The following is a 17,787-nucleotide window of genomic DNA, read 5'->3' as shown; positions in this document are numbered from 1 at the left end:
CTTTCGTGTCAGCCTGCGGCGCTAGGCTGTGTGTAGTTCACCTTCTTGCCCCGACCCATGACCTCCATCTTTGACCAGCACCTGCCCCGCAACGAAGCCAACTTTGCCGCCCTGTCGCCCCTGTCGTTCATCGAACGCACGGCCGAGGTCTACCCCGACCGCCTGGCCATCGTGCACGGCACGCTGCGCCAGACCTGGGCCCAGACCTACGCGCGCTGCCGCCAGCTGGCCAGCGCGCTGACCCAGGCCGGCATCGGCAAGAACGACACCGTGGCCGTGATGCTGCCCAACACGCCGCCGATGGTGGAGGCGCACTTTGGCGTGCCCATGGCGGGCGCGGTGCTCAACACCCTCAACACCCGGCTCGACCCGGAGGCCATCGCCTTCATGCTCGACCACGGCGAGGCCAAGGCCGTGATCGTGGACCCGGAGTTCACCGGCACCATGGCCAAGGCACTGGCCCTGCGCACGGGCACCACGCCCATCCGCGTGATCGAGGTGCAGGACGCGCTTTATGGCCCCGCCGTTCAAAGCCTGGGCGGCACCGACTACGAAGCCTTTGTGGCCAGCGGCGACGCGGCCTTTGCCTGGAGCCTGCCCGCCGATGAGTGGGATGCGATTGCGCTCAACTACACCAGCGGCACCACTGGCAACCCCAAGGGCGTGGTCTACCACCACCGGGGCGCCGCCACCAACGCCATCAGCAACGTGCTGGAGTGGGACATGCCCAAACACGCGGTGTACCTGTGGACGCTGCCCATGTTCCACTGCAACGGCTGGTGCTTTCCCTGGACCATTGCGGCGCGCGCGGGTGTCAACGTGTGCCTGCGCCGGGTGGACGCGCAAGCCATCTTCGACGCCATCCGCACGCACGGCGTCACGCATTACTGCGGTGCGCCCATCGTGCACGGGCTGCTGGTCAACGCGCCCGAGGCGATGAAGGCGGGTGTGCCATCCGGCGTCAAGGCCATGGTGGCAGGCGCGGCGCCCCCGGCGTCGATGATCGAAGGCATGGAAAAAATGGGGTTTGATCTGACCCATGTGTACGGCCTGACCGAGGTGTACGGCCCGGCCACCGTGTGCGCCAAACACGAGGCCTGGGATGCCCTGGACATCGGCGAGCGTGCCCGCCTCAACGCCCGCCAGGGCGTGCGCTACCACCTGGAGCGCGACGTGCGCGTGCTCGACCCCGAGACCATGTTGCCCGTGCCGCAGGACGGCGAAACCATGGGCGAGATCATGTTCAAGGGCAACATCGCCATGAAGGGCTACCTCAAGAACCCCAAGGCCACCGACGAGGCTTTTGCGGGCGGCTGGTTCCACAGCGGCGACCTGGCCGTGCAGTACCCCGACGGCTACATCAAGATCAAGGACCGCAGCAAGGACATCATCATCTCGGGCGGCGAGAACATCTCGTCCATCGAGGTGGAAGACGTGCTCTACCGCCACCCCGACGTGCTGGCCGCCGCCGTGGTGGCCAAGCCCGACCCCAAGTGGGGCGAGACGCCCTGCGCGTTTGTGGAGCTGAAGGCCGGTGCGCAGACCACGCCCGAGGACATCGTGGCGCATTGCAAGAAGCACCTGGCGGGCTTCAAGGTGCCGCGTGCCGTGGTGTTTGGCGAGCTGCCCAAGACCAGCACGGGCAAGATCCAGAAGTTCGAGCTGCGCAAGCAGGCCGGGTCGGCAGCGGCCATCAACGTCTGAGAAGGCGTGACGCGCCTCGTGGAGGGGGCGCGCGCGGTGGGTGGCTATTTGCTATGTAATTAATAGCTGCTGGTGCATATTTCACTAGCGCATCCGCCGCTTTTGGTTTGAAAACCGGGGCCAGGGGCTCCTGGGTGCCCCTGCGGCGCTGCCCGGGCTGGGTGTCAACGCCCGTCGTCCACCGCCTCCCGCCAGTCCCGCGCTGACATCCCCAGCTTTTGCGCAAACACGCGCGACAGCGCCGAGGGGTTGGCGTAGCCCAGTTCATGGGCGATGGACTTGAGCGACCGGCCCGCACGCAAATGCGCCTGCGCCAGCGTCAGCCGCCAGTGCGCCAGGTAGTCGGCTGGCGTGTCCCCCACCACGGCCTTGAAGCGGGCGGCAAACGCGCTGCGCGACATGCCCGCCTGCTGGGCCATCTGCGCCAGGCTCCACGGCTCGCCGGGTGCCTCGTGCAGGGCCGTGAGCGTGCGCGACAGTTGCGGGTCGGCCAGGCCCGTCAGCAGGCCGGGGGGCATCTGCGCCTGCTGCGGGTGGTCCAGCAGCCAGCGCAGCAACTGCAGCAGCACCACTTCAAACAGGCGGTCGGCCAGCACGCGGTGGCCGCAGCGCAGGCGGTCGGTTTCGGCAAACAGCAGGTCCAGCGACTGCTGCAGCCCGTCCACCGCGCCCAGCGGCAGCACCACCAGCGGGGGCAGGGCGCGGGCCAGCGGGTGGCTGGCGCCGCCGTCAAAGTCCAGCGCGGCGCAGGTGAAGTCCGAGCCCTCGGTGGGCGCGTTGTGAAAAAAGTGCTCCAGCGGCCGGGCATAGAACAGCAGGCTGGGCTCGCACACCTGAAGCCGCTCGGGCGGGCCGGCTTGGGGCTGGTGCGTGACCACCATCTCGCCCTGGCGCAGCACATGCAAAAAGCCCCGGCCCGGCGCCGCCGCAAAGTGCGTCACGCCGCACAGCGGCCCGTTGTGGAACAGGTGGGCCCGCACCCGAAACCGCTCCAGCAGCGGCGACAACCGGTCGAGCGGGGTGGAGGCCTGCGCGGGTGTAGGAACGCTTGGTGGCATGGTTTTGGATGATTTGGTATGAATAATGGATTTTATGTGCCAAATGGTGCACGCTTACGCCGGACACTGCAGGGGTGCCGAGAACAGGCACAAGTTCTCACCAACCCTTCATGACCTTCAAGGAACACACCATGTCCGCTACTTCTTCTTCCGTCGCCCGCGTCCCCCTCGTCGACCGCACCGCCGCCACCGGCACTGTGCGCGCCGTGCTCGACCAGGTCCACGGAGCCTTTGGCGCCACGCCCAACATGTTCCGCGCCGTGGCCAACTCGCCCGCTGCGCTGCAAAGCATGTGGGGTGCGTTTGGCGCCTTGGGCGGCGGCGTGATCGGCGCAGCTTTGGGCGAGCAGATCGCCGTGGCCGTGGCCAACCGCAATGCCTGCGACTACTGCCTGGCCGCCCACACCGCACTGGGCCGCAAGGCGGGCGTGAGTGGCGAGGCCCTGGCCGCCGCGCAGGCGGGCGAATCGGCCGACCCGCGCACGGCCGCCGTACTGCGCTTTGTGCTGCAACTGGTCAACGAACGCGGCCAAGTCGATGCGGCCGATGTGCAGGCCCTGCGCGACCAGGGCGTGAACGACGAGCAGATCGTCGAAATCGTGGCCCATGTGGCGCTCAACCTGTTCACCAACTACGTGAACGTGGCGCTGGCCGTGCCGGTGGACTTCCCCGGCGTCAAGCTGCGCCCGGCGCGTTGAACGAGGGGGCGGTGCGCGTCTGGCCGATGGGCTGGATGCGCGCCGCTTCTGTTGCTGCTGGCGCGGTCCTGTGGCGAAGCCATCGCAGGCAGTCCTTCGCGAAGACCCATGCGTGCATTTTTTGCACGCATCACCGGCTGCAAAGTCGTTTGTCAGCGCGGCAGGCCTGCTGCACCATGGCCGCTCCCTTGCCCACCCACCCGAAGGAAGCCGCCCCCATGACCCCCGCCCGCGACGAGCACGCCATCGACACCCTGCCACGCCTGGAGTCCCTGCTGGGCACGCTGAGCGATGCCTCCGTCCACAAAGAGCTGCCGTATGTGCACCCCGCCTACCGCGCCATGATCGCGGCGTCGCCCTTTGCCGTGCTGGCCACCACTGGCCCCGGCGGGCTGGACGCCTCGCCGCGTGGCGACCCCGCCGGCTTTGTGCAGCTGCTGGACGACAAAACCTTGCTGCTGCCCGAGCGCCGTGGCAACAACCGCGCCGACAGCCTGCGCAACATCGTGGCCGACCCGCGCGTGGCACTGCTGTTCCTCATCCCCGGCGTGGGCGAGACGCTGCGCGTCAACGGCAACGCGCGCATCAGCGTCGCGCCCGACCTGCTGGCGCGTTTCGTGGTCAACGGCCAGCCGCCAAAGTGCGTGATCGTGGTCGATGTGCAGGCGGTGTACTTCCAGTGCGCGCGCGCCATCCAGCGCTCGCGCCTGTGGCATGCCGTGCCGCCCGGCACCCCGCGCCCCGTGCCCACCCCGGGCGCCATCCTGGCGTCCATCACGCAGGGCGCATTTGACGGCGCTGCCTACGACCGCGAACTGCCTGCGCGCCAGCAGGCCACGCTGTATTGAACCGGCACCGCGATCCGTCGCCACAGCGTTGCCCCTGCTGCCAGCGCACAAAATGGCGGCTGGGCGCGCAGGGCTTGCGCTTCATGGATTCTCCGGCTGAACGCGCAGATGCGTGAGGAGCGTGGAGCTCCGTGGGGCGTGAAGCCCACTCACGCGCACGTTCATACCAAGTGAGGGGGAGACATGGATTCCGTGCTGTTAATCGTGGCCCTGGGCGCAGTGGCCGCGGGGTTTGTGCAGGGGCTGTCGGGCTTCGGCTTTGGCATGGTCGCCATGTCGTTCTGGGCCTGGACGCTGGAGCCCCGCTTGGCCGCGCTGCTGGCGGTGTGCGGCGCGCTCACCGGCCAGCTGGTGGCGGCGGCCACGGTGCGCCGGGGGTTTGACCGGGTGCGCCTGCTGCCCTTTGTGCTGGGTGGCCTGGTGGGCATCCCCATTGGCGTGGCCGTATTGCCCCGGCTGGACATGGACGCGTTCAAGGTCATCCTGGGCACGCTGCTGGTGCTGTGGTGCCCGGCGATGCTGATGGCCAAGCAGTTGCCCCGCATCACGCGCGGCGGGCGCGTGGCCGACGCGCTGGTGGGCATGGCGGGCGGTGTGATGGGCGGCCTGGGCGGCTTCACCGGCGTGCTGCCCACCCTGTGGTGCACCTTGCGCGGTCTGGACAAGGACGTGCAGCGCGCCATCATCCAGAACTTCAACCTGGCCATGCTACTGGTGACCTTCATCACCTACCTGGCCACCGGCCTGGTCACCCGCGAGGCACTGCCGCTGCTGGCCATTGTGGTGCCCGCCATGCTGGTGCCCGTGCTGCTGGGAGCGCGGCTGTACCACGGCATCAGCGATGCGCGGTTCCGGCAGATCGTGCTGGGCATGTTGACCTTGTCGGGCGTGGCGATGCTGGTGGCCAGCCTGCCCAAGGTGCTGGCGCGGCTCGCGTAGGGTTCCATTTGCGTGGGCCGCGCCCGGTGGCCATCCTGTTGTCGACTTGCCGCACATGCCCCGTTACATTGGGAGGGGCATGCACCAAAAAGATGACACCACGCGGCCACCGGACGCGGACGACCGTCTTGAGGCCGGGGCCCCGCGTCGCCGCTATCGCCTTGTCACGCCGCTGAGCCTGGCGATTGCGCTGGGCTGCATCGTTGCCGTGGCGGGCTTGTGGCTGGTCACGCTGCAGCGTGTGGCGTTCGAGCGCGAGCAGGCCGTGGCCTCCGCCATGCAGTCCAACGCCAACCTGGCCATCGCCTTCGAGCAGCAGGTGTTCCGCACCCTCAAGGCGGCCGAGCAGGTCGCCGCCTTTGTGCGCGAGCAGTACCTGCAGCAGGGCACCGACATCGACCTGCGCGACTGGGTGGAGCGGGGGGTGATCCGCGAGCCCATGTTCACCATCATCAGCGTGGTGAACGAGCAGGGCGACATCGTCAGCAGCAGCCAGGAGACCGGGGCCGTCAACTACAGCGACCGCGCCTTTTTCAAGGCGCTGCGTGCCAGCGATCGCGATGACCTGTTTGTGAGCGAGCCTGTGCTGGGCCGTGTGTCGGGGCAGTGGCGCATTCCGATGGCGCTGCGCATCGTGAGCGAGGGCGGCCGCTTTGGTGGTGTGGTGGTGATGTCGGTGGACCCGACGAACTTCACCGACTTTTACCGCCAGGCCGACCTGGGTGCACAGGGGCTGCTGGAGCTTACAGGGCTGGACGGCGTGGTGCGCGGCCGCAAGGCCGGGGGCAAGATCAGCTTCGGTGGCGATGCGCGGGGCCTGCCCTGGTTTCAGCTCCGCGCGCAAGACCCTGAAGGCGAACTGATCGATGAGTACGGCGCGGTGGACGGTGTGCCGCGCATCCTCAGCTACCGCAGCATGGCGGGCTACCCGTTGATGGTGACGGTGGGGTCGACCTCCGACGAGGTGCTGGCGCCGGTGATGCAGCGGCGCGTTGACTACCTCGCCCTGGCGGCGGGGGCCAGTGTGGCGCTGCTGTGTTTTGGCGCGCTGCTCATTGTGGTGCTGGCACGCCAGCGGGCCGTGGCCGATGCATTGGCGTCGAGCGAAGGCTTGTTCCGCGCCACCTTCCACCAGGCGGCCACTGGCATCGCCCACATCACGCCCGAAGGCCGCATCCTGCGTGCCAACGACAAGTTCTGCCGCATGCTGGGCTATTCGCTGGAGGAGCTGCGCCAGCGCGACCTGTTTGCGCTGAGCGACGAGGGCGAGCGTGAAGCCCTGCGCCGCTTTCTGGCGCGGCGCCTGGTGGCGCACTCGCCCGTGTTCTCCCCCGAGATGGAAAAGGCCTACCGGCGCAAGGACGGCGGCCTGTTGTGGGTGTACGAAGCGCTGGGCCTCGTCAAGGACGCCCAGGGTCATCCGGACTTTCTGGTGGTGGTGACGCAGGACATCAGCGCGCGCAAGGAGCTGGAGATGCGCCTGTCGCACGATGTGCTGCACGACGCGCTCACAGGCCTGTCCAACCGCGTGATGTTCCACGACCGCCTGGCGCGTGTGCTCGAAACGGCCCGGCGCCACGGGCGGCACGCCGCAGTGCTCTATGTGGACCTGGACGGGTTCAAGTCCGTCAACGACCAGTGGGGCCATGCAGCAGGCGACCTGCTGCTGCAGCAGGTGGCACGGCGGCTGGAAGACTGCGTGCGCGCCGAAGACACCGTGGCGCGCCTGGGCGGCGACGAGTTCGGCATCGTGCTGGCCACCATCGAGCGGGCAGACCACTGCGAGGTCGTGGCCAGCAAGGTGCTGTCTGCGATGGAGCAGCCTTTTGTGCTGGAGGGGGCTGTTGCGCACATCTCGGCCAGCGTGGGCGCGGCGCTCTACCCGCGCCATGGCACCGATGCCGATGCGCTGCTCGCCCAGGCCGATGCTGCGATGTATGCGGCCAAGCAGGCGGGCAAGAATCGCTTCAGCATCGACACCGCACTGAGCCCGCTGGCCGATGGCGGTGTCGCAGGTCCACCGGGCTGATGAGGAGCCAGCCATCGAGGGATGGCTCTGGCGTCTTGCTCCTCATTTGGGAGCATTGAGCGAATTATCTATAGGCGCTAGCGGCCTGTTTCATTCGAATCACCGCGTCATGATCGGAAAGTCACGCACCGGCTTGTCCAGCATGCCCATCAGCTGCCGCAGGGCCTGCGCATCGCCTTCCATGCGCAGCGCGCCAGAGGCGGCCAGCTCCTGCGGTGTGGCCTGGCCGTTCATCAGGCGCAGGAAGGAGGGTTTGGTGAGCAGCAGCGTGGCGTCTGCGGGCCAGGGTGGTGTGCCCGGGCGGTGGTGCAGCACCGCGTTCTCAATCCACAGACCATGGTTTTCTTCGGCGTCGGTAAAGCGCAGTGCCACCGCCAGGCGCACGCCGTCCGCGCGCGGGCCGTTGAGTGAGGCGGCCATTGCATCGAGGAACTGCGGGATAGGGGTCTGCATGAGCATGTCGGCCACCGCAGCGCGTGGGCCTGAAGCGTTGCGCTGTGCAGTGCCATGCCGCAGTTCCTGCGCGCCGGTCAGGTAGAAGTTGCGCCAGGGCGCGGATTCAGCGGCGTAGCCCATCTGCTCAAAGCTGCGCGCCATCAGGTCTTTGGCCGCTGCGTTGTTGCTGTCCGCCAGCAGCACATGGCGCAGCAGCTCGGCCGCCCAGCGGTAGTCGCCCGCGTCAAAGGCCTGGCGCGCTGCGGCCACCGCAGCGTCGGCGCCGCCTGCCAGGGCCACGTAGCGGCGCGCGGCCTCCACAGGCGGCAGCGGGTCGAGCGTGGCCGGGTGCGCGTCGAACCAGCCCAGGTAGAACTGCGCCACCGCGCGCACGTTGTGTTTGACGGTGCCGTAGTACCCGCGCGATGCCCACTGCGCCGCCAGCGTGGAGGGCAGTTGCACGGCCTCGGCGATCTCGCCGGGTGTCAGCCCGGCGTTGAGCAGGCGCACCGTCTGGTCGTGCAGGTAGCGGTAGGTGTCGCGCTGCGTGGTCAAGAAGGTGTCGATGCGCTCGCGGCCCCACACGGGCCAGCCGTGCTGCAGGAAGACCACATCTGCACGGCGTGCGTGCGCACTGGCGCTGTCGATGTAGCGCGACCACGCCAGCGCGTCGCGCACCTTGGCGCCGCGCAGGGTGTAGAGGTTGTGCAGTGTCTGCGAGACCAGTTCTGCCGCACCGAACGCGCGCAGGTCGGGCAGCTCGAACACCATCTCGGCCGGGGCTTCGGAGCCCGGCACGTTGTGGAACACGAAGCGCACGCCATCAATGTCGAGCGCCTGCGTGGGCTGGTCGATGAGCACGGTGGGCGGCAGGATGCCGATGCGCCCGACCGCCACGGCCATGCCCAGGCCGTTGTCCACCACGCCACGCGCATCGCGTGGCAACTGGCTGCCATACATGAAGCCCGCTCGGCGCGACATGGCGGGGCCGAGCAGCACGTTCTCACTGGTGGCCTCCTCCATGAAGCCCACGGGCGCCACGATGGGCACGCTGCGTGCCTTGGCGTCCTGCGCGGTCAGCACGCCCAATGCGCCGCCGAAGTGGTCCACATGGCTGTGCGTGAACACCAAGCCCGAGACCGGCTGCGCGCCCAGGTGCTGGCGCCCGAAGGCGAGGGCGGCGGCGGCTGTCTCCTGCGTGGTGAGCGGGTCCACCACGATCCAGCCCGTGCGGCCCTGGATGAGCGTGAGGTTGGCCAGGTCGAACCCGCGCAGCTGCCAGATGCCCTCACGCACCTGGTACAGGCCGGGCGTCTGGTTCAGGCGCGCATGGCGCCACAGGCTGGGGTGCACGGTGGCGGGGGCCTCGCCCTGCGCAAACTGCAGCGCATCAAAGTCCCACACCACCTGGCCCTGCGCGTTGCGCACCTGGCCTCTGGGCGTGGCGATCAGGCCCCGGCGCGCGTCCTCGAAGCTGGCGGGCGCGTTCACGTCCAGTGTGCCCAGGGACGCGGTCTGGCGCGCACGCGTGGCGGCGGTTGCGTCCTGCCGGACATCGGCCACCTGGGCCAGGGTTGCAGGTGCCAGGCCCAGCAGAAGTGGCAAGGCGAGTGCCGCGAGCGTTGGGAGGTTTCGCATGGAAGTTTGGAACCTTTTTGAGATGAAAAAGGCCTCAAGCGCACAATTTATATGCGCTGGCAGCTATCAAAATTGAAGTAATGCGTTGCCTGGTACGGACGGGTAAGGCCGCGCACGGGGGCGCGTTCACCCCTTCGCGCCATCACATCGGCTCCAGCCTGATGCGTTTCATCATCGCCTCGGTGAAGCCGATTTCCTTGCCGAAGGCCCGTGTGAAGGTCTCGCCGTCTTGCGGGTTGACCATGCCGCCTTGTTCTTCGAGCGCGGTCACCACAGCGGGCTGGCGCAAGGCGGCTTCGAACGCGGCGCGCACGCGGGACACGATGGCATCGGGCGTGCCGGTGGGCACGGAGACACCGCCCCACGAGGTCAGCTCCACCCCGGGCAGGCCTGCCTCGGCCAGCGTGGGCACACTGGGCAGCTTGGGATTGCGTGCGGGCCCGGTCACGGCCAGTGCGCGCAGCTTGCCGGCCACGATGTTCGAGTACGCCACGGCGGTGATGGGCGCGCCAAAGGTGACCTGCTGGCCCAGCACCGCGTTGACGATTTCCGATGCGCCCTTGTACGGTACATGTGTGGCCTGCGCCTGGCTGACGCTGAGCACCATCTCCACCCCCAGGTGCGAGGGCGTGCCGACACCGCCCGACGCGTAGTCCAGCTTGCCGGGCTGCGCACGCAGGCGCGCCAGCAGGTCGGCCAGGCTGCGGATGTCGCTTTGCGCGTTGACGATGACCACCGTGTCTGAACTCGTCAGGCCGATCACATGGCGAAAGTCCTTGAGGACGTCGTAGCCCGGTTGTTTGTACATGCGCATGCTGGCCGCCATGGGCGAGCCGGCGTAGACCCAGGTGTAGCCGTCGGGCGCCGCCTTGGCCGCCTGGCGCGCACCCAGGTTGCCGCCTGCGCCGCCCTTGTTTTCGATGACCACGGGCTGGCCCAGCTCCTTCGACACCGCTTCGGCCACGATGCGGGCCGTGGTGTCCGGGCCCGTGCCGGCGAGGTAGGGCACCACCCATTTGATGGGGCGAGCGGGCCACGGCTCGGCGGCCATGATGGATGTACTGGCCAGCAGTGGCAGCAGGCCTGCAGCGAGCAGTACGCGGCGGCGCAGGTGGGGGATGGGTTGATTGGTCATGTCTTGTCTCCGTGTCATTTTCTGTGAGTGTTGTTTTGGCGCGTTGTGGGCGGCGCAGCCGCTCAGGGGGATGCCATGAGTTCTTTCGCGATGGTGTTGCGCTGGATCTCGCTCGTGCCGGTGAGCACGCGGTACATGCGCAGCATGCGGAACAGGAACTCCACGCGCCGGCCCTGCACGATGCCCTCGCCGCCGTGGATCTGCACCGCGCGGTCGGCGATGCGAAAGGCTGCCTCCGAGCAGAACAGTTTGGCCATGGACGACTCGGCGCGCGGCTCGGCGCCCGCATCAATTGCGCGGGCCGTGGCCAGCATCAGCCCGCGCGCGGCAGCCCAGTCGGTCGCCATGTCGGCCAGCATGTGCTGGATGGCCTGGAACTGCCCGATGGCGCGGCCGAACTGGTGGCGCTGCTGCGCGTAGTCGCGCGCATCGCGCAGCGCCACCTGCGCCAGGCCCAGCATGGCCGGGCAGTGCAGCAGGCGGTTCACGCTGATGCGGCCCAGCGCCAACGCCAGGCCGCGCCCGGCCTCACCGATCAGGTTGGCGGCGGGTACGCGCGTGCCCTCCAGCACGATGTTGCCCGTGCTCGTCTGCCCCGCCATGGTCTTGTAGCCCGACTCCACGCGCACCCCGGGCGCATGCAGGTCCACAAAGAAGGCCGTGACCTCGCGCTTTTTCGGATCGGGGTCGTCATGTGTGGCGGTGGACGCCATCAGCACCGCGTAGTCGGCAAACGGCGAGCCCGAGATGAAGCGCTTGGCGCCCGTGATGACGTAGTCGTCGCCCTCGCGCACGGCGCGCGTCTGCACGTTGCCAGCGTCCGATCCGGCCTCGGCCTCGGTCAGTGCGAAGCAGATGGCCATTTCGGCCCGGGCCACCGGCAGGATGAACTGCTGCATCTGGTGCGGCGTAGCCATGCGCGCCAGCGCGCCCACGCGTGGCGGGCCACTCAGCTCGCCAAACACATGGGGGGCGAACGGCGAGCCGCTGGCGTAGATGGCTTCCTTGACCAGCACATGGTCCAGCGTGGACAGGCCCAGGCCGCCCATCTTCTGTGGCAGCGTCATGCCGTAAAAGCCCAGCGCGTGCGAGCGCTTCCACACCTGCTGCAGCAAGGCCTTGTCGGGCGCGTGCTCGTGGTCGATGCCATGCTCGCGCGCCAGCGCGGCCAGCTCGCCATACAGAAACTCGTTGATGCGAGCAATCAGCTCGGCCGCCTGTGGCGAGCCCTCAAAAGGCATGCCGGGAAACAGCGGCGCGGGGAGGGGGGATGTGATGTCGTTGTTCATGTCAGGATTCCTTGTCGTTGGCTGTGACAGCGGGCTCTGGAAACTGGCGCAGGCCCAGGCGAGAGACGCCGAGCAAGGGCCGCCCCGCAGCGATGGCGTCGTCCCCCTTCCCGCAGCGCGAAGCGCCAGGAGAGAAGGGGGAAGCGGCAAAGCCGCTCAGGGGGATGCCCTCTAATTCACCATCCGCCCACGCCCTTCCCAGTACGGGGCCTGCACGGCACGGCGCATCACCTTGCCGTTGGGGTTCTTGGGCAGGGTGGTGACGAACTCGATGCGCCGTGGCCGCTTGAACCCGCCCAGGTGCTGGGCGCAGAACGCGTCGATCGCAGCGGTGGTGTCGGCGCCGGCCGCGCGGCCGGGCTTGAGCACCACGTGCGCGGCCACGGCCTCGCCCCACTTGTCATCGGGCACGGCAAATACGCAGGCATCGGCAATGGCGTCGTGCTGGTACAGCACGGCCTCGACCTCCGACGGGTACACGTTGAACCCGCCGCTGATCACCATGTCCTTCTTGCGGTCCACGATGTAGACATAGCCCTCGTCATCCATGCGGGCCAGGTCGCCCGTGTGATACGCGCCGTCCTTGAGCACCTCGGCCGTCAGCTCGGGGGCGCGCCAGTAGCCCGCAAAGATGTCATCGCCACGCACCACGATCTCGCCGATCTCGCCGGTGGCCACGGGCTGGCCGTCGTCGCCCAGGATCTGCACATCACATTCCAGAAACGGGCGTCCGCACGACGCCAGGCGCTCTGGCCGCGCAGCGCGGGCAAACAGATGGTCCTCCACCGACAGGCCACACACGCCCGAGGTCGTCTCGCCCGCGCCGTAGCCTTGCTGCAGGATGGGCCCGAACACATCCATGGCCTGCAGGATGCGCGCAGGCGCCATGGGGGCGGCGCCGTAGCCCAGGCGCAGCAGGTCGGGCAGGGGGCGGTACTGGCCCTCCAGCTCGGTCAGCAGCATGTTGATCATGGTGGGCACCATGAAGGTGTGGGTCACGCGGTCGGCCCGCATGTCGGCGATGAAGCGCGGGGGCTCGAAGCCGTTGAACAGGCGGATGGTGACCCCCTGGCACAGCGCCGGCACCATCTGCATGCCCGATGCGTGGGTGATCGGGCCCACCAGTCCCAGGATGTGGCCGGGCTGCTGGCCGTCCGAACGCGTGAGGAACTTGCGCAGCTGCGCAAGGCGGTTGCCGAAGGTCTGCATGGCCGCCTTGAGCACGCCGGACGAGCCCGAGGTGTAGTGCAGCACGGCGACTTCGTCCTCGCACACGACCACCGGGGTGAATGTGTCGCTGGCCTGGGCCAGTGCCGCTTCATACCCTGCGGGGCCCGCATCGTCGGTCAGCAGCAGCCGGGGCATGGCGCCGGGCATGCATTGCTCCACATGCGGGCGGATGGTCTCGGCACGCTCGGCGGTGGTCACGATCAGCGCCGCACCGCTGTTGGCGGCAATGGCGCCGACCTCGGTGGGCGAGAGCCGGGCGTTGAACGGCGCCTTGATGAGCCCGGCCTTGTAGCAGGCGATCTCGATCTCGACGACCTCGACACAGTTGGGCAGGTAGATGCCCACGCGGTCACCGCGCTGCAGGCCCAGGCCGAGCAAGGCGTTGGCCAGGCGGTTGGTGCGCTGCTCCAGATCGGCATAAGTGATGCTGCGTGCGGGGCTCTTGACCGCCATGCGGCGGGCATGGGCACGGGCGCTGCGCGCCACGAGGGCGCCGACGTTGGCGACCACGCGCGGGGAAATGGGGGGCGAGGTGGTAATGGCTGTCTCCTGAAACACTGGCCCCGTCGAGCGCGGGGCATGGGGTCACTGTTCCAGAAGACGGGGTATCAGGGAAATACCGATTGCTGATGGGCAGGCATCACTGAAATTGATGCCCGTGCCGTAGCGTGCCTTCCGCACACGCTGCGTGCGCGGCCGCGACAGTGTTATGCCGCCTTCGCCCGGGTGGCGGGCTTTTTGGCGGCGGATCTGGCGGGCTTGGCGGCGTTGAGTGCCACTGCCGCGCGGATGAGCGACTTGAACGCCTCTGCATCCACCACATCGCCCTCGTGGATGTCGATGGCGCGCCGCGCATTGCCGTCCAGGCTGGCGTTGAACAGCCGCGCCGGGTCCGGCAGCGAGGCTCCCTTCAAAAAGGTGAGCTTCACTGCGGCCTTGTAGCTCTCGCCGGTGCAGAGGATGCCGCCCAGCGACCATACGGGCGTTCCCATCCACTTCCACTCTTCCACCACGCCGGGGGCGGCCTCATGGATGAGCGCACGCATGCGTGCCAGCACCGGGCCGCGCCAGTCGGCCAGGTCTGCGATGCGCTGATCGATGAGGGTGGAGGCGGGTTGGGACGATGAAATGGTTTTGGATGCCATGGCGGTGTCTCCTGAAGCGGAATCGTTAGAGCCTTTATGGGAATGTGATCAGTCGGCAGCCAGGGGCTTGCCCGCCGCCCGCAGCACCTGCGTGATGAAGCGGGCCTTCTCCTCGCGGTAGCGGTCCATCCCCTCGGGTGCGAATCGCTGCTTGAGCCGGTTGTACTCTGCCACCAGGGCGGGGTCGGCGCGCAAGGCATCGCGAAAGTGCAGAAAGCATTCGAACGGCGAGCCGCAGGCCACCACCTGCAGTGCAACGTCCATCGTGGCGCCGGGCCACAGCAGCATGCACAGATCGGGCGCGCGCAGTGTGTCGGCCTTGGCGCTGCAGCCTGCGGCTTCGAGCGCTGCCACGCCCGGTGCATGGTCTTGCGGCGGCACCAGCACGCAGATATCGAGGTCACCCTTGGAGACTGCGCCGGGAATGGACGAGGCGCCGATGTGTTCGATGCGCGCCTGCGGCACGATTGCAGCCACCTGGGCAGCCACCGCGGCAAACGTGGCTGCGGCGTCGTCCTGGTACTGCGCGGATTCGAGCAAGGTCACTGCGGTCACTCGGGTCACACTGCGGCCTCCCACCTGCCCGATGCCACCAGCTTCTGCACCACGGCCTCCAGCGCGTCCATCACCACCTGCATCACCCCGTCCACCTCGCGGTCCGCAGCGGTGGCCAGGGTGTAGCTGCGCGTCATCTCCGGGTTGACCACGCGGGCCACCATCCAGTCGGTGCCAGAGGCAGGGGCATCCCCCAGCGCGCAGGCAGGGGTGAAGGTGAAGCCGCCCCCGCACGCATACAGAGAGCGGATCACCCGCGCGGAGTCGTGTTCGTGGGCGATGTTCAGGGCCACACCGCGCGCGGCGGCGGCTTCTTCAACCCGCTGGCGGATGGTGTAGCGGCGCGACTGCAGGACCAGGGGCTGTGCGGCCGCATCGGCAAAGTCGATGGTGGGGCGCATGGTGGGGCTGGCGGCGCGCGCTGCCGTGGCACGCGTGCTGGCCCGGCGCACAGCAGGCGCTTGGGCCGTGGCCGCTGCGTCAGGCGCTGGCCGCAGCAGCGCACGCACCGTGCCGCCGGGGTCGTGCCCGCAAAAGTACATGGCCTCGCGCACCAGGGGCCGGCAGTGCAGGCCCTCCACCTGCGCAGCGTCGACCAGTACGCCGATGTCCGCACGCCGGTCCAGCATGGCTTTCCTGACCATGAGGCTGAGGTCGTCGAGCACGAACACCCGAATGCGCGGGTGCGTGTCCTTCAGGTGCGCCAGCAACGGGCCCATGAGCAGCGATGACAGCAGAAACGGCACGGCAATCGTGACCGATCCCTCCGGCCCCTGCGGCAGGCGCTGGATGCGCTCCCGCATGGCCGAGGCGTCGCTCAGAAGCCGCCGGGCGTCCTGGTAGAGCTGCACGCCAGCCTGCGTGGGCGTGACGCCCGCGTGCGAGCGTTCCAGCAGCTGCGCGCCCAGCTCGGACTCCAGCTTCTTGATCTGGGCAGTGAGGGCGGGCTGCGCAATGTAGAGGCTGCCCGCCGCCCGCGAGAGGCTGCCGGCCTCGACGACGGCGATGAAGTAGCGCAGGCTTCGGAGATCCATGGGGCAAGACTGTAGCGGGGTCCGTCCTTGGCGCGCGCCATGCCCGCCCAGGCGGCCGCGCACTCGGCGCGCAGCCCCGTGTTAGGCCGCGCAGGGCTGGCTCTTAGTCGCCCATCACCACGCCCTCGCGGCGTGGATCGGCCCCGCCCATCCACAGCTTCTTGCCATGCGCCTGGCCGCGTGTGATGGCTTGCAGGCCGCTGGTCATGTTCATCTCGCGCACCTCGGCACCCCGGGCGCGCAGGGCCTCGACAGTGGCGGGTGGGAAGCGTTTTTCTTCCAGCAGCGTAGGGCCGTTCATCGAGCCGAAGTTGGGCAGGTTGATGGCCTGCTGGGGCATCAGGCCCCAGTTGAGCACGCCGTAGAGCGTCTTGGCGGTGTAGTGGATGATGGCCGCGCCGCCGGGGCTGCCGCCGCTCATCAGCAGCTCGCCCGTGGCCTTGTCGAAAACGAGGGTGGGCGACATGGACGAGCGGGGGCGTTTGCCGGGTTGCACGCGGTTGGCTATCGGCTGGCCTTGGGCGTCGGTGGGGGCAAAGCTGAAGTCGGTGAGTTCGTTGTTGAGCAGGAAGCCTTTCACCATCTGCCGCGCACCAAACTGGTCTTCGATGGTGGTGGTCATGGCGACCGCGTTGCCGAAGGCATCGACGATGCTGATGTGGCTGGTGCCGTATTCAGGCTGGTCGGGCATGGCTCCGTGGTTGATGCGGATGACGGCCGGGTTTCCGGGCGCTGCGATCTTCATGCTCTGCGTGCCGATGAGCTTGGCGCGTTCGGCCAGGTAGGCGGGGGCCAGCATGCGGTCCCAACTGTCGCCGGGCGGCTGCACAAAGTCGGGGTCGGCCACATACAGCGCGCGGTCGGCAAAGGCCAGGCGAGCGGCTTCGGTGTACAGGTGCAGCCAGTCGGCCGATGGGATGCCGTCTTGCAGGGGCTTGGCGGCGGCGTCGGTGTTTTTCAGGATGCCCAGGATCTGCCCGATGGCGATGGCCCCGGAGCTGGGTGGTGGAAAGCCGCACACGCGGTAGTCCTTGCTGGCCACCTGGTAGTCGTGGCACAGCGCCTCGCGCTTCTTGGGCTGGTAGCCCGCCAGGTCGGCCAGGCTGAGCTTGCCGGGGTTGGTGGGGTGCTTTTGCACCTTGTCCACGATGGCCTGGGCGACCTCGCCTTCGTGCAGGGCCTTGCTGCCTTCAGCGGCAATCTTACGAAGCACGGCGGCCAGCTCGGGGTTGCGCAAGTTCACACCCACATCGCGCGCGTCGCCATCGGCCTTGTAGAAGTAGGCGGCGGCCACGGGGTCCTTCTTGAGGTGGGCGTCGGCCTTGACCAGCGTGTTGAGCCGAGCGCTGACCTTGAAGCCGCCTTCGGCCAGCGTGATGGCGGGCTGGAACAGCGTGGCCCAGGGCAGCTTGCCGTGCTGCTTGTGCGCCAGCTCCAGCATGCGAACGGTGCCGGGCACACCCACCGAGCGGCCGCCCACCACACCGTCGTAGAACGGCACGGGCTTGCCGTCGGCACCCAGGAAGAGTTTTTCATCGGCGGCAGCGGGCGCGGTTTCGCGGCCATCGTAGGCCTCCACCAGCTTGCCGTTGCTGTGCAGCAGGAAGGCGCCGCCGCCGATGCCGCTGGACTGGGGCTCCACCAGCGTCAGCACCATCTGCACGGCAATGGCCGCATCGACGGCCGAGCCGCCGGCTTTGAGGATCTGGTAACCCGCATCGGTGGCCAGCGGGTTGGCAGCAGCCACGGCAAACTTCTCCGTGGCCCAGCCCGGTTTTTCGGTGTAGCCGGACGAACCCTCGGGCTGGGCGGGCACGGTGTAGGCGAACTGGGATGGCGCACCGGCGCAACCTGTCAGGGCCATCAGGGTGGCGAGGGCGGCAGGGGCCAGCAGGTTGCGACTGAACGGGCGGCGCAGGTGCGACGTGGCAGGCAGGGCAGTGGGTGTCATGCGGGTCTCCTGTGGGTGCAAGCAGCGAAGCGGCCATGGTAAGGGGCCTTGCCACAGCTTGCGAGGGCGTGCGGGAGGCTGCCTCTGGGGTTTGCGCAC

General features: G+C 68.3%; 14 protein-coding genes. 5 read left to right on the top strand and 9 right to left on the bottom strand.

Annotation, left to right across the window (positions count from 1 at the left end):
* Positions 1–57: 57 nt before the first annotated feature.
* Complete coding sequence (locus ACTJKQ_RS01245; protein WP_440595741.1) at positions 58–1,704, top strand: acyl-CoA synthetase; 1,647 nt, start codon at positions 58–60, stop codon at positions 1,702–1,704.
* Between the two features lie 164 nt (positions 1,705–1,868).
* Here the strand turns inward: ACTJKQ_RS01245 and ACTJKQ_RS01240 are convergent, their stop codons facing one another.
* Entirely contained in the window at positions 1,869–2,762 is an 894-nt protein-coding gene (locus tag ACTJKQ_RS01240) for an AraC family transcriptional regulator (protein ID WP_440595740.1), read from the bottom strand.
* A gap of 131 nt (positions 2,763–2,893) precedes the next feature.
* Between ACTJKQ_RS01240 and ACTJKQ_RS01235 the strand changes: the two genes are divergently transcribed.
* The 4 genes from ACTJKQ_RS01235 to ACTJKQ_RS01220 all read left to right on the top strand — a co-directional run bounded on the left by ACTJKQ_RS01235 (position 2,894) and on the right by ACTJKQ_RS01220 (position 7,276).
* Positions 2,894–3,460: a carboxymuconolactone decarboxylase family protein gene (locus ACTJKQ_RS01235; RefSeq protein ID WP_056640097.1), complete on the top strand. Its 567-nt coding sequence runs from the start codon at positions 2,894–2,896 to the stop codon at positions 3,458–3,460.
* A gap of 218 nt (positions 3,461–3,678) precedes the next feature.
* Entirely contained in the window at positions 3,679–4,308 is a 630-nt protein-coding gene (locus tag ACTJKQ_RS01230; protein WP_440595739.1) for a pyridoxamine 5'-phosphate oxidase family protein, read from the top strand.
* A gap of 183 nt (positions 4,309–4,491) precedes the next feature.
* Entirely contained in the window at positions 4,492–5,247 is a 756-nt protein-coding gene (locus ACTJKQ_RS01225; RefSeq protein ID WP_056743307.1) for a sulfite exporter TauE/SafE family protein, read from the top strand.
* A 79-nt stretch (positions 5,248–5,326) separates the two neighbouring features.
* The gene (locus ACTJKQ_RS01220; protein WP_440595738.1) at positions 5,327–7,276 is read left to right on the top strand and encodes a diguanylate cyclase domain-containing protein; all 1,950 of its coding nucleotides are present in this window, start codon (positions 5,327–5,329) and stop codon (positions 7,274–7,276) included.
* 99 nt (positions 7,277–7,375) lie between these two features.
* Here ACTJKQ_RS01220 and ACTJKQ_RS01215 read toward each other — a convergent pair whose 3' ends face one another.
* The 8 genes from ACTJKQ_RS01215 to ACTJKQ_RS01180 all read right to left on the bottom strand — a co-directional run bounded on the left by ACTJKQ_RS01215 (position 7,376) and on the right by ACTJKQ_RS01180 (position 17,688).
* Entirely contained in the window at positions 7,376–9,349 is a 1,974-nt protein-coding gene (locus ACTJKQ_RS01215) for an alkyl/aryl-sulfatase (RefSeq protein ID WP_440595737.1), read from the bottom strand.
* Positions 9,350–9,491: 142 nt separating this feature from the next.
* Entirely contained in the window at positions 9,492–10,484 is a 993-nt protein-coding gene (locus ACTJKQ_RS01210; RefSeq protein ID WP_440595736.1) for a tripartite tricarboxylate transporter substrate binding protein, read from the bottom strand.
* A gap of 62 nt (positions 10,485–10,546) precedes the next feature.
* Positions 10,547–11,773 (bottom strand): acyl-CoA dehydrogenase family protein, encoded by a 1,227-nt coding sequence (locus ACTJKQ_RS01205; RefSeq protein ID WP_440595735.1) that lies wholly within the window; start codon positions 11,771–11,773, stop codon positions 10,547–10,549.
* 171 nt (positions 11,774–11,944) lie between these two features.
* Entirely contained in the window at positions 11,945–13,513 is a 1,569-nt protein-coding gene (locus ACTJKQ_RS01200; protein ID WP_440595734.1) for an AMP-binding protein, read from the bottom strand.
* 197 nt (positions 13,514–13,710) lie between these two features.
* Positions 13,711–14,148: a DUF1801 domain-containing protein gene (locus ACTJKQ_RS01195; protein ID WP_121943308.1), complete on the bottom strand. Its 438-nt coding sequence runs from the start codon at positions 14,146–14,148 to the stop codon at positions 13,711–13,713.
* Positions 14,149–14,196: 48 nt separating this feature from the next.
* On the bottom strand, positions 14,197–14,712 hold the full coding sequence (locus ACTJKQ_RS01190) for a GrpB family protein (RefSeq protein WP_288853285.1): 516 nt from the start codon (positions 14,710–14,712) through the stop codon (positions 14,197–14,199).
* A complete protein-coding gene (locus ACTJKQ_RS01185; protein ID WP_440595733.1) occupies positions 14,709–15,737 on the bottom strand; it encodes a LysR family transcriptional regulator in 1,029 nt (342 codons plus the stop codon). The genes ACTJKQ_RS01190 and ACTJKQ_RS01185 overlap by 4 nt, the downstream gene beginning before the upstream one ends.
* Positions 15,738–15,840: 103 nt before the next feature.
* Entirely contained in the window at positions 15,841–17,688 is a 1,848-nt protein-coding gene (locus tag ACTJKQ_RS01180) for a gamma-glutamyltransferase family protein (RefSeq protein ID WP_288853287.1), read from the bottom strand.
* Between the last annotated feature and the right edge of the window lie 99 nt (positions 17,689–17,787).

The sequence above is a fragment of the Acidovorax sp. 22279 genome (assembly GCF_052045435.1).
Classification (GTDB): Bacteria; Pseudomonadota; Gammaproteobacteria; order Burkholderiales; family Burkholderiaceae_C; genus Acidovorax; species Acidovorax delafieldii.
The sequence above is the reverse complement of the archived record's forward strand: the minus strand, read 5'-3'. Positions and strand labels throughout refer to the sequence as shown.

Excerpts from the sequence above, each read along its gene's own strand:
- ACTJKQ_RS01245 (WP_440595741.1), top strand. The coding sequence starts at position 58 with ATGACCTCCATCTTTGACCAGCACCTGCCCCGCAACGAAGCCAACTTT.
- ACTJKQ_RS01240 (WP_440595740.1), bottom strand. The coding sequence starts at position 2,762 with ATGCCACCAAGCGTTCCTACACCCGCGCAGGCCTCCACCCCGCTCGAC.
- ACTJKQ_RS01235 (WP_056640097.1), top strand. The coding sequence starts at position 2,894 with ATGTCCGCTACTTCTTCTTCCGTCGCCCGCGTCCCCCTCGTCGACCGC.
- ACTJKQ_RS01230 (WP_440595739.1), top strand. The coding sequence starts at position 3,679 with ATGACCCCCGCCCGCGACGAGCACGCCATCGACACCCTGCCACGCCTG.
- ACTJKQ_RS01225 (WP_056743307.1), top strand. The coding sequence starts at position 4,492 with ATGGATTCCGTGCTGTTAATCGTGGCCCTGGGCGCAGTGGCCGCGGGG.
- ACTJKQ_RS01220 (WP_440595738.1), top strand. The coding sequence starts at position 5,327 with ATGCACCAAAAAGATGACACCACGCGGCCACCGGACGCGGACGACCGT.
- ACTJKQ_RS01215 (WP_440595737.1), bottom strand. The coding sequence starts at position 9,349 with ATGCGAAACCTCCCAACGCTCGCGGCACTCGCCTTGCCACTTCTGCTG.
- ACTJKQ_RS01210 (WP_440595736.1), bottom strand. The coding sequence starts at position 10,484 with ATGACCAATCAACCCATCCCCCACCTGCGCCGCCGCGTACTGCTCGCT.
- ACTJKQ_RS01205 (WP_440595735.1), bottom strand. The coding sequence starts at position 11,773 with ATGAACAACGACATCACATCCCCCCTCCCCGCGCCGCTGTTTCCCGGC.
- ACTJKQ_RS01195 (WP_121943308.1), bottom strand. The coding sequence starts at position 14,148 with ATGGCATCCAAAACCATTTCATCGTCCCAACCCGCCTCCACCCTCATC.
- ACTJKQ_RS01185 (WP_440595733.1), bottom strand. The coding sequence starts at position 15,737 with ATGGATCTCCGAAGCCTGCGCTACTTCATCGCCGTCGTCGAGGCCGGC.
- ACTJKQ_RS01180 (WP_288853287.1), bottom strand. The coding sequence starts at position 17,688 with ATGACACCCACTGCCCTGCCTGCCACGTCGCACCTGCGCCGCCCGTTC.